The organism is Mammaliicoccus sp. N-M50 (assembly GCF_022386995.1).
GTDB lineage: Bacteria > Bacillota > Bacilli > Staphylococcales > Staphylococcaceae > Mammaliicoccus > Mammaliicoccus sciuri_A.
In genome coordinates this window covers 492,908-504,833 of sequence record NZ_JAJNJA010000001.1, presented here as the reverse complement: position 1 = coordinate 504,833, position 11,926 = coordinate 492,908, and the positions used below count along the sequence as shown (strand labels likewise).

11 protein-coding genes and 1 riboswitch are annotated in these 11,926 nt (G+C 31.6%); of the genes, 7 read left to right on the top strand and 4 right to left on the bottom strand.

What is annotated here, in order from left to right; all coding sequences use genetic code 11:
• Positions 1 to 12: 12 nt before the first annotated feature.
• Together purH and purD are read left to right on the top strand one after the other, a co-directional pair.
• The gene (gene purH, locus LQ622_RS02535) at positions 13 to 1,491 is read left to right on the top strand and encodes a bifunctional phosphoribosylaminoimidazolecarboxamide formyltransferase/IMP cyclohydrolase (RefSeq protein WP_239774672.1); all 1,479 of its coding nucleotides are present in this window, start codon (positions 13 to 15) and stop codon (positions 1,489 to 1,491) included.
• Between the two features lie 9 nt (positions 1,492 to 1,500).
• The gene (purD, locus tag LQ622_RS02530) at positions 1,501 to 2,754 is read left to right on the top strand and encodes a phosphoribosylamine--glycine ligase (RefSeq protein WP_206167185.1); all 1,254 of its coding nucleotides are present in this window, start codon (positions 1,501 to 1,503) and stop codon (positions 2,752 to 2,754) included.
• A 92-nt stretch (positions 2,755 to 2,846) separates the two neighbouring features.
• Here the strand turns inward: purD and LQ622_RS02525 are convergent, their stop codons facing one another.
• The 4 genes from LQ622_RS02525 to LQ622_RS15020 all read right to left on the bottom strand — a co-directional run bounded on the left by LQ622_RS02525 (position 2,847) and on the right by LQ622_RS15020 (position 6,124).
• Positions 2,847 to 3,638 (bottom strand): energy-coupling factor transporter transmembrane component T family protein, encoded by a 792-nt coding sequence (locus tag LQ622_RS02525; protein ID WP_239774671.1) that lies wholly within the window; start codon positions 3,636 to 3,638, stop codon positions 2,847 to 2,849.
• Positions 3,628 to 5,031 (bottom strand): ABC transporter ATP-binding protein, encoded by a 1,404-nt coding sequence (locus LQ622_RS02520; RefSeq protein WP_239774670.1) that lies wholly within the window; start codon positions 5,029 to 5,031, stop codon positions 3,628 to 3,630. The genes LQ622_RS02525 and LQ622_RS02520 overlap by 11 nt, the downstream gene beginning before the upstream one ends.
• 11 nt (positions 5,032 to 5,042) lie before the next feature.
• The gene (locus LQ622_RS02515; RefSeq protein ID WP_025905194.1) at positions 5,043 to 5,618 is read right to left on the bottom strand and encodes an ECF transporter S component; all 576 of its coding nucleotides are present in this window, start codon (positions 5,616 to 5,618) and stop codon (positions 5,043 to 5,045) included.
• Positions 5,619 to 5,709: 91 nt separating this feature from the next.
• A riboswitch (TPP riboswitch) is annotated at positions 5,710 to 5,814 on the bottom strand.
• A gap of 184 nt (positions 5,815 to 5,998) precedes the next feature.
• Positions 5,999 to 6,124, bottom strand: coding sequence for a hypothetical protein (locus LQ622_RS15020; RefSeq protein WP_255201038.1), 126 nt, complete (start codon positions 6,122 to 6,124; stop codon positions 5,999 to 6,001).
• A 147-nt stretch (positions 6,125 to 6,271) separates the two neighbouring features.
• Here LQ622_RS15020 and auxA point away from each other — a divergent pair, with 147 nt between their 5' ends.
• From auxA to LQ622_RS02490, 5 genes are all read left to right on the top strand, one after another.
• Positions 6,272 to 7,570, top strand: coding sequence for a lipoteichoic acid stability factor AuxA (gene auxA / locus LQ622_RS02510; RefSeq protein ID WP_037587396.1), 1,299 nt, complete (start codon positions 6,272 to 6,274; stop codon positions 7,568 to 7,570).
• Between the two features lie 347 nt (positions 7,571 to 7,917).
• Positions 7,918 to 9,090, top strand: a complete 1,173-nt coding sequence (locus LQ622_RS02505) for a class I SAM-dependent rRNA methyltransferase (protein ID WP_204254992.1) — start codon at positions 7,918 to 7,920, stop codon at positions 9,088 to 9,090.
• Positions 9,091 to 9,162: 72 nt separating this feature from the next.
• A complete protein-coding gene (locus LQ622_RS02500; protein WP_025905191.1) occupies positions 9,163 to 9,699 on the top strand; it encodes a hypothetical protein in 537 nt (178 codons plus the stop codon).
• A gap of 150 nt (positions 9,700 to 9,849) precedes the next feature.
• Positions 9,850 to 10,941, top strand: coding sequence for a carbohydrate kinase (locus LQ622_RS02495; protein WP_239774669.1), 1,092 nt, complete (start codon positions 9,850 to 9,852; stop codon positions 10,939 to 10,941).
• The gene (locus LQ622_RS02490; protein WP_126476967.1) at positions 10,941 to 11,858 is read left to right on the top strand and encodes a pseudouridine-5'-phosphate glycosidase; all 918 of its coding nucleotides are present in this window, start codon (positions 10,941 to 10,943) and stop codon (positions 11,856 to 11,858) included. The genes LQ622_RS02495 and LQ622_RS02490 overlap by 1 nt, the downstream gene beginning before the upstream one ends.
• The last annotated feature ends 68 nt before the right edge of the window (positions 11,859 to 11,926 follow it).

Genomic DNA, 11,926 nt, shown 5'->3' with positions numbered 1-11,926 from the left:
AGTCTTTACAAAATGAAGTATGCAATATTAAGTGTGTCAGACAAAACATATATAGAAGATTTCGCAAGCAAATTAATAGAAAATGATTATAAAATCTTTTCAACTGGTGGTACTAAAAAGGCATTAGAAAATGCTGGGATTGAAGTATATTCAGTTTCAGAGTTAACAAACTTTCCAGAAATAATGGATGGAAGAGTCAAAACTTTACATCCAGGTGTACATGGAGGGATTCTTGCAAATCGTTCTATTCCTGAACATTTAACAGCATTGAAAGAACAAGACATCGACTTAATTGACTTAGTAGTCGTAAATTTATATCCATTTAAAGAGACTGTTAAGAAAGAAGATGTAACAGAAGATGAAGCTATTGAAAACATCGATATTGGTGGACCTACTATGTTACGAGCAGCAGCTAAGAACTTCAAATTTGTTACAACAGTCGTAGATCCTTCTGATTATAATGAAGTTATTGAACGTATTGCTTCTGACAAATTAGATGAAGATTATCGTAAATCACTAATGGTAAAAGTATTTAAACATACAAATGATTATGATAATGCGATTGTTGAATTCTTTGGAAATACATCAGAAACATTAAGATATGGAGAAAACCCTCAACAAAATGCTACTTTTGTAAAGACTTCTAACGAACCGAATACGTTAGCTGGCGCTAAACAATTACATGGTAAAGCTTTAAGCTTTAATAACATTAAAGATGCCGATGCAACGTTATCACTTATTAAAAAGTTTGAACAACCTGCAGCTGTTGCAGTAAAACATATGAACCCATGTGGAGTTGGTGTAGGCGCAACAATTGAAGAAGCGTACGATTTTGCATATGAAGCGGATTCTCAATCTATTTTTGGTGGTATTGTCGCTTTAAATAGAGCCGTTACAAAGGAATTAGCAGAGAAATTACATTCTATTTTCTTGGAAGTTATTATTGCGCCAAGCTATGACGAAGATGCGTTAGAAGTATTAACAGCGAAGAAGAATATTAGATTACTAGAAATTGATATGACAGAAACGCAAGATGAACAAGAATTTGTATCAGTTTCAGGTGGGTACTTAGTTCAAGATAAAGATAATGCAACATTAACGCGCGAAGAAATGAAAGTTGTTACAGACGTTGAACCAACTGAAGCACAATGGAAAGCTTTAGAACTAGGATGGAAAGTTGTCCGCTCAGTTAAAAGTAATGCCATTGTACTAGCGAACGATCACCAAACTGTTGGTGTAGGTGCTGGACAAATGAATAGAGTTGGTTCTGCAAAAATAGCAATTGAACGTGCTATTGAAATGAATGAAAATGTAGCCTTAGCTTCTGATGGATTTTTCCCAATGGGTGACACTGTAGAAACAGCTGCTAAAGCAGGTATTAAAACAATTATCCAACCAGGTGGATCTATTAAAGATCAAGATTCAATAGATATGGCAAATAAATATGGCATCAGTATGGTATTTACTGGTATGAGACACTTTAAACATTAGGAGGTCAATATGAAAGTACTTGTTATAGGATCAGGTGGAAGAGAACATGCGTTAGCTCAAAAATGTCAATCGTCTAAATTAGTAAATGAAGTCTTTGTCATTCCGGGTAATGATGCAATGGAAGAAGTTGCGACAATCGTATCGGATGTTCAAGAAAATGACCATTTAGCTATAAAATCTTTTGTAGAAGAAAACAATATTGAATGGGTAATAATTGGACCTGAACAACCTTTAATAGATGGATTAACAGATGCATTAGAGGAAACAAATGCTAAAGTCTTCGGACCTAATAAAGAAGCAGCGCAATTAGAAGGTTCTAAAGAATTTGCGAAAAAAATTATGGAAAAGTATGATATTCCAACTGCAGAATATAAGACAATCACAACAAAAGAAGAAGCAATCAATTATGTTGAGCAATGTAAAATACCTATTGTACTTAAAAAAGATGGACTTGCAGCTGGAAAAGGTGTAATCGTTGCTTTAACACGTGAAGAAGCAAGAGAAGGCGTAGAAAATTTATATCAAACACCTCATGAGAAAGTCGTATTCGAAGAGTTTCTTGATGGAGAAGAATATTCAGTTATGACATTTGTAAATCAATCATATGCAGTTCCATTTGATTGTATCGCCCAAGATCATAAACGTGCATTCGATGGTGATAAAGGGCCGAATACTGGTGGTATGGGTGCATACTGTCCAGTACCTCATATTACGGACGATGTATTGGAAGAAACGAATCAAAAAATCGCACAACCTATTGCCGATGCTTTAGTGAGTGAAGGCATTAACTATTTTGGTTTGATTTATATTGGCGCAATTTTAACAAAAGAAGGACCAAAAGTAATTGAATTTAATGCAAGATTCGGTGATCCAGAGGCACAAGTATTATTGACTAAATTAGATTCTGATTTTATTGAAATATTAAACAAGGTGTATCATAAAGAGCCAATAACATTAAAATGGAAAGATGAAAGTGTTGTAGGTGTCGTATTAGCATCTAAAGGATATCCAGGTAGTTATGCTAAAGGATATTCAGTTGAAGGTTTAGAGCATGTAGATCAATATTTTGTGAGTGCTTTGAAGAAAAATTCAGAAGGCAAGTATGAAAATAACGGTGGACGTGTCATGATCGTTATCGGTACAGGTGACAATATTGAAGCGGCTCAAAAAAATGCATATGAACAAGTCAAACACATTAAAAGTGAACAACTATTCTATAGAAATGATATTGGACATAAAGCATTAAAAGCATATAAATCATAATTAAAGGCTGAGACAACAAAGTTTGTCTCAGCCTTTTCATTGCGCTATATTTCATTCTTTTAGGGAAAGGTATGGTCAAATATAACGCAATGTTATCGAATATCTGAAATGTGTGTTATAGGTAAATAAACATTTAATAAATATGCGACAGCAACGAGTGCAATCGTCAATAAGATGAAATATAAATCATTTTTAGTGAAAGGTACTTTATAATAGAAAGTTCTTTTGCCGTTTGTGAATCCTTTTGCTTCCATCGCAACAGCTAACCTATGAGATTTTCTTATACTTTGACTTAATGTTGGAATGAGTAAATGGTGTATCCATTTTAAGCCTTTACGATTGCTTTTATCTATAACTGCATAACGCATCTTTAAAGCTTGTCTTAACTGCATAAAAGAACTAAACATAAGCGGTATCATGCGTATAGAAGCCATGAAAGCATATGCGATTTTAGGTTTTACTTTTAAATGTTGCATGAAACTATAAAACACATAAATGATTTGTGAAGTAAATGGTATAACCATGCCGTAAAATGAAATGACAAGTGTACGCATGGTTACGTGAATACCTCTCAAAAAGCTTTCTTCAGTAATATGAATAATACCAAACTTGAAAATTGTTTCATTTCCTTCACCATAAAAAATCATAAATAGGGAAGAAGTGAGTCCGAAAAATAAAGTGATAGCAATGACGATTAATAGTGGTAACCATCTCACGCCACTCATAAAGATTAGATAAAGAAACATAATAATCGTTAAATAAAGCATGAAATCAAATTGATGAATAAATATCGCATGGAAAAATAGAGTGATACCTAATATAAGTTTCGTTAGAATATTCACATCATCAATAAATGTAGAGTATTTCTTCCAATTAGTTAACATGAGATTCACCACCGCTTACATGTAATTGCTCGTCTTTGATCGTCAATCTTCTAGTAGCATAACGATTAATAATCTCATTTTCGTGCGTAATCATTAAGATAGTTTGACCATGTTGAACGCGTTCATGAAATAATTTGATGAGTTCAAAGGTATTGTGACTGTCTAAACCAAATGTTGGCTCATCAAGTAAAATAATTTCAGAATTCGTACTTAATGCAGTTGCGACACTTAATCTTTTTTTCTGTCCTATTGATAACTCGAAAGGGTGTTGGTCTTTCACATGATTGAGTTTTAATAGCGTCAACATGTCTTGGGTCTTGTCATGAGCTGTTTGTTTATCTTGATATGCATAATTGATAAATATTTCGTTATATACGGATGTTTCAATGAATTGTAATTCCGGATTTTGATATACGAAATACATATGTTTAGAAGCATCTTTTACTTTTTTGATCTGTTTATTTTTGTAAAATATTTGACCATTATATTTAATGAGCTGCATCATCGTTTCTAAAAATGTTGTCTTACCTGTTCCATTTGGTCCAGTGATTGTAAGCCACTCGCCACTTGAAATCGTCAATTCATCTATAGTAAATAGTTTTTTGGAGCCACGCAGCACATTTAACTGCTCTATATTTAACAATGGATTGTGCTCAGCAGTCTGGTTAGACAATTTTGGGGCATATTGCCATGAGTTAGGGTGCCAAACACCGTATTCATTTAAAATGTCTGTATGATGATCTAATATATCTTGAGGTGTACTATCATGAGTGATTTCACCATTTTCATTCATTACAATAACTCTATCAACATAATTCCAAATATAATCAACTTTATGTTCTACGATTACAACAGTTTGATTATCCCAATGCTCCATAATCAAATCCCATAGTTGTGTCGTTGATTGATGATCAAGCATTGCTGTCGGTTCATCAAGAAATAACGTATTTGTATCTTGTAATAATATAGAAGCAATCGCTAATTTTTGTTTCATACCACCACTTAAACGATTGATTTTAAGTGAAGGGTCAGCATTTAAATTTACCTGTTTCATGGCATTTTTTATAAATCCGTCCATTTTATCAGGTTCGATGTTCATATTCTCAAGCACAAACGCTAATTCTTCTTTAATCTCAGGCATACAAAATTGCGTATCTGGGTCTTGGAAAATAACACCCGGAAGTGAATCGATATCGATTGAATCTACTTTCATCGGTATGTCCATCGATCTCGGTATAATACCGCTTAATACATTTAATAATGTACTTTTACCAGATCCACTTGGACCTAGTAACAGTACTTTTTCTTTATCATTAATATTGATGTTTAAATTTCTAAATATAATGCGTTCATCATCAGGATACTTTAGTCTTAAATTTTTTAGTGATAACAATTGAATAACTCCTATAATAAGTCATAATCTTTTTTAGATGCTGGTCTGAACAATTTCGTAACACCAGTTTGGTCGAGTGCTTTTACAATTGCATAGCCTAATGCACCAGCAACGATTGCACCACTTAAAATTCTAATCGTAAACATTAAAATAACATTCCATAAAGCAACGTCACCTAAGTAATTATAGAACCAATCAATTGGTAACGTAATAATACCTGCAGCCATACCAGCTATAACAGCAACTGATAATTTTCTAGATTGATATCGAACAGCTAAGAAAATGATTTCACAAGCTAAACCTTGTAATAATGCGTATACAAATGTTGGAATATCGAATTGTCCCATTACAATTGTTTCGCCAGCACCGGCAGCAAATTCAGCAAGAATTGCAACACCAGGCTTTTGAATAATTAAATAAGTGACAATCGCTGCAATAAACCATACACCGTATACAGATTGTTCTAAATGTAGACCGAGTGGTTTTAAAATTTCATAAGGTATCCATAAGAACTTATAAATGATTGCAAACAAAGCACCAATTAATACAGTTACTAAAATATCTGATAACGTTAATCTTTTTGACATGTTAAATTCTCCTTTTAAATAAAAAAATGTGCACTCCTATATCTAAATAGAAGCGCACAAAAATATTGTTATCATTTAAAAATGAATATTATATGATTTACGAACACTTTCCTACGCTAGTATCATCTAGATCAGGTACAAAGGGTTCAGACCTTTTCATGTCTGTCTCAGTTTCAAAACACCCCTAGTGCATTTATTAATTTGTTATCCATACGATAAGTCTTATTAATCTATTTGTCAATAGTAAATCATAAAAATGAAATTAATTTCTTAAATAAATGATTTATAAGTTATTAAAATAAATTCGAAATAAAATCAGGAGCGAAATCGCAATATATCTAAATTTGCGATTTCGCTCCCGAATAGGTAATGAAATTCATTTATTCAAATGTGTCTTGTATATTTTCTTTTGTTTCATCCTGACCTTTGTTGTTGTCTTGCTTATTTTCTTGTTCTTTCTTTTTAGCTTTTTCTGCTTCTTCTTTATGCTTATCATTATGAGTCATAATAACACTCCTTTAAAATGTATGATATTATTATATACCCAACTACATATAAGTATTAAACTTCTTGCTAGTACTTGGGACTGATTTTCAATATAATTAAAGACAATTGAAAATGAAACAATTATAATGTTCAATGAGGTGAAGAACATGGCTATAAAGAAAAAAAGCTGGGAAGTTCATTTTAGTCGAATTATAGGTATATTTCTTTTGATTACTGGATTACTTATACTTTTTAATGCGCCGCGTATTAAAGACTATAATATCAAGGATTCAAGTAATATCCATATCAATAACATTTGGGACTTTTTTGTAGCTTTTTTTGATGAATTAGTAAGAATATTGCACCATTATATTGGTAACTTTCCAGTTATCGCAGCAATTATCGTATTGCTATTTGGTGTGTTTGTATTATTAGTAGGACGTACTTTAAGAAGAACAACGCATTACGATTATGATATTTCTGTATTTTATATCGGACTGACAATTATTTTAATGATTGTTATTATGATGACCATGTTCCAAGTATATAGTTTTGCATCTTTCTTATTTATTATTCCATTTGCTATTCATGTGGGATATGTCGTTTATAAAAATGAGCTTAATCCAATGCATCGAAAGAAACATTACTTATGGATTATCATTTCATATGGATTATGTTATTTCATTTCACAATTTGCAATGAACCATAATATCGATGCTCAAAATGTAAAGCCTATAGACGTTATGAGTGTTAACTTATTCTTCATTCTGTTATGGTGTCTAAGTCAAATGTCAGTTTGGATTAGTTTATATTTAAGAAGATCTTTACCTGTAAGTGATGAAGACATTGAACAATTTCATGAAGAAAGATATTCAAGAGTTAAAAATAACCGCTTAACAAGAAAAATATATACTTTAGCAGAAGGTTTTTACCAAAAATTACAGAATTTCAAACAGGCGACTTTAGAAAAATTCAATTCTGAAGAGGCAATTGCTAAAAGAAAACGCCGTAATGAAAAATGGAAAGAGATTATTAAAATCGAAGAAGACGATATTCCAAGATGGATGAGAAGACCGAAATGGTTAAAGAAAAGCTATATAGAATGGATAAGTACTGTAGTTTTATTCTTATTTACATTTATAGAGTTTAATAACCGAAATGGTTTATTCTTATCAGGTGAATGGAAATTATCTCAAATTCAATATGTTTTTGAATGGCTAACATTATTTATTATGATGTTATTGATTATTTTATATGCATACTTTAATTACACAACAAATTATAAGAATAAAAATAATTTTGGTAAGTTGTTTGTCATTTCAGCATTATTCTTTGAAATTGCAACGACATTCTTTGTTTCAGCAATTCAAACGTCACAATTTTCCGTGTTTATCACACCAATTTCATTTTTACTATTATTATTTGTAACACCTGCATTTATCATTCACTTGAAAAAATCATTTTAATATCTTACACGATATAATTAGACACTTTATTGAGCGCTATGCGCTCAATAAAGTGTCTTTTATTTTATAATTTGCACGAGCAATTGCTGTATTTAAAAGTTTGAATATGTAATAAGTAAACTATTTTAATGAATTTATTCAAAAAATGTATTGCGTGGAATAATCTTATCCTTTATACTAACTTTAGTAAGCGTTTACATATAAGGGGATCAAAACTTTCTGGGGGAAATTTTGATTAATAAAATTCGGTTAACAGAGTATTCTAAAGGGGAATACTCTGTTTTTTGGTGTTTTGAATAATATACGTTATAATATGTGAGACATTTCGAAAGGATGGCTAATATATAATGAAACAATTAATGCTCAAAAAAGGAAAAGAAGATAAATATTTAAGAGGGTATCCTCTAGTTGAAAAAGACGACGTTTTTGATATGCCTAAAATGGATGAAGGCGAATTAGTTGCGCTTGTTGATGCAGGAAAAAGATTCATTGCAACTGCATATTATGGTGAACAAAATAAAGGTATAGGCTGGGTATTATCATTAGACTCAACTGAAAAGATTGATCATAACTTTTTTGTAAAGTTATTTGAAGAAGCTAAAAATGATAGAGCATATTATGAAAATGTAGATGGAATCAATGCATATAGATTATTTAATGCTGAAGGCGATGGAATTGGTGGACTGACAATTGATCATTATGACGGTCATTTATTAGTTCAATGGTACTCAGTAGGTATATATCGATTAAAAGATAGAATATTACCTGCAATTAAAGAAGTCTTCGATTATAAATCAATTTTTGAGAAAAGAAGATTTAAAGGAATGGAAACAGCGTCAGACTTCGTAACGGGTGAAGCACCAGAATTTCCATATGTCATAGAAGAAAACCATATGTTCTATAATATTAACCTTGATGATGGGCCAATGACAGGTATTTTCTTAGATCAAAAAGATGTTAGAAAAAAATTAAGAGACCACTATAGTCAAGATAAAGATATATTGAATTTATTTAGTTATACGGGTGCATTTTCAGTTGCAGCAAGTGAAAATGCTCTATCTACTACAAGTGTGGATTTAGCTAATAGAGCTAGACCATTAACTGAAGCAAACTTTGGTTTAAATACTATGGATCTTAATCAGAACCATATATTTATAATGGATGTATTTGATTATTTCAAATATGCTTTAAGACATGGTTTAAGTTATGACGTTGTCGTTATTGATCCACCAAGCTTTGCACGTAATAAGAAAAAGACTTTTAGTGTTCAGAAAAACTATCCTGAATTAATTGAAGGTGCATTAGAATTATTAAACGAGAATGGTAACTTAGTGTTAAGTACAAATTCAAGTGCTTTTCCACAAAAAGCATTCAAAAAAATGATTAATCAAACATTAGATCAATTAGGTGTAGATTATACAATCTCTGATGTAATGGGATTACCTAAAGACTTCAAGAGTCATCCACACTATAAACCAAGTAAATACTTGAAAGTCGTATTCGTACAAATAAATGGTTAAAATTTCCTAGTTCGGGTATATATTATTATAATAATGTTTGAATATAATCGAACTGTGAGGAGAATGGAAACAATGGGAATTTTCGATAAAATTACGACAAAAGCAGGTAATAAAGCATTTGGTATACAAGAAATAAAGAAACGTTCTGAATTACCAACTTCACAAGAAGAATTGTTAGAACGTAGAAAAAAAGCTAAAGAACTTATTCATAAGAAGTCATTAATGTCTTCAGCTGCAAATGTAGTACCAATCCCAGGACTTGGTGTTGGTATGGATATTAAATTAATGGGCGATATCATTGAAGATATTAATAAAATTTATGGATTAAGCCATAAACAAGTTAATAAAATGCAAGATGATTTAAAACAAAAAGTTTTAACATCAGCTGCAATGAGAGGTAGCCAGTTTATTGGTCAAAAAGTAACGAATGCAATGGTAAAAGTTATATTTAGATCAGTTGTAAAAAGAGAAGCGGCAAAACAATCAAGATGGGTACCATTAGTTGGACAAGCAGTTGCTGGTTCAATTAGTTATTATTTAATGAAAAAAATGGGTGAAGATCACATTAAAAAATGTGAAACAGTCATTCAAGACTTTATAGGTGAATAAAATATTGAAATAAGCTAAGGCATTTTGTAATGTCTTAGCTTATTTTTGTGTAATTTTTTATTTTATATTTGCAATTATTCTGAAAACGCTTTATAATCAAAATGTAAACTAAAGTTTGAAATATAAACAAATGTTTGTGAGGTGAAATTAATGAATGAAAATGAAAAATTAATTCTTAACTTAATTAAAGAGAATCCTTTTATATCACAACAAGAGTTATCGGATAAAGTTGGTTTGTCTAGACCTGCAGTTGCAAATATTATTTCAGGTTTAGTTAAGAAAGAATATGTTCAAGGGAAAGCATATGTGTTAAACGAGCAAAATCCAATTGTTTGTATTGGTGGGGCTAACATAGATAGGAAATTTCATATTACAGACGAATTAGTGCAGGGTACTTCAAATCCAGTAACTTCTGAAACTTCTATTGGTGGCGTTGCTAGAAACGTTGCTGAGAATTTAGGACGCATCGGTGAAGATGTTCTGTTATTAACGACTTCAGGTAATGATGCAGAGTGGCAACATATTTCTGATTTATCATCACCATTTATGAATGTGGATTATGTTGAGAAGATTTCTAGTGAATCAACGGGAAGTTATACGGCATTGTTAGATCAACATGGTAGTATGACGATGGGGTTTGCGGACATGTCAGTATATGACAAAATTACGCCAGAATTTATGATTAAAAACACATATTTACTCAATAAATCAAAATGTATTATTGCAGATTTAAACTGTCCTAAAGAGACGATAGAGTTTTTATGTTCATATGCAGAGAAGAAAAAGATTAAATTAGTATTGATTGCAGTTTCGGGACCTAAAATGAATCGTCTACCTCATAATTTACATGCGGTTGATTGGCTCATATTAAATAAAGATGAAGTTGAATCATTCGTAGGTAAAGATGCACGAACAGAAGCAGAATTAATTCAATACATTGGTGAAATTAGATCACTAGGTGTGAAGAACTTAGTTGTGACATCAGGTAAAGATAATATTATTTATGATGGTGAGGAAGGTCAACGACAATTTGAAGTTAAAAAAGTGGATAATGTCGTTGATGTAACAGGTGCCGGTGATGCATTTACATCAGGTTTAATTTATGGATGGTTGAAATCATATGAAATCGACAAAATTATTGATTTAGCAAAAGCAAATGCATCTAAAACAATTCAAACAGCTTATACAGTAAGACAAGATTTAGATAAAAAACAATTAATTAAGGACATGGAGGCTTTATAATGGAAAACTATATTCAATTTTCAGCAGAGGTAGAAAAAGCAAAAGAGGAAGGTAAAGCAATTGTTGCTTTAGAATCTACAATTATTTCACATGGTATGCCTTATCCTCAAAACGTAGAAATGGCACAAAAAGTAGAACAAATTGTAAGAGATAATGGTGGGGTACCTGCAACAATCGCAATTATTGATGGAAAAATTAAAATTGGATTGAGCGAAGATGAATTACAATTATTAGCAAGTGCAGAAAATGTAGCAAAAGTTTCTAGAAGAGATATCGCTGAAATATTAGCAACTAAAAAAATTGGTGCAACAACAGTGGCTTCAACAATGATTTGTGCTCAATTAGCAGATATTAAATTCTTTGTTACTGGTGGTATCGGTGGTGTTCATAAAGGTGCAGAACACACAATGGATATTTCTGCAGACTTAGATGAACTTTCAAAAACGAAAGTAGCTGTTATTTGTGCAGGTGCTAAATCAATTTTAGACTTAGACAAAACATTAGAATACTTAGAAACAAAAGGTGTACCGGTAGTTGGATACCAAACTGACGAACTTCCAGCATTCTTTACTAGAGAAAGTGGCCTTAAATTAAACACAAGAATTGATGAAGTAAGTACAATCGCGAAACTTGCAGAAGTACAATGGGACTTAGGTTTAGAAACAGGTATTGTTGTCGCTAACCCGGTACCAGAAGAGGATCAATTAGAGCCAAGTTTCATCAATGGTATTATTGACAAAGCAGTTGCTAAAGCTGAAGAAGAAGGTATTCACGGCAAAGATTCTACACCATTCCTATTAGGTGAAATCGTTAAGCAATCTGAAGGTAAATCATTAGAAACAAATATTAAACTTGTTGAACATAACGCTAAAATTGGTACACAAATAGCAGTTGAATACACGAACCTTCAAAAATAAAGAATAATCAGCTCAAATAATTGCATACTTATGTAATATGATTGAATTGTAAGTGGTTTTTTGATATT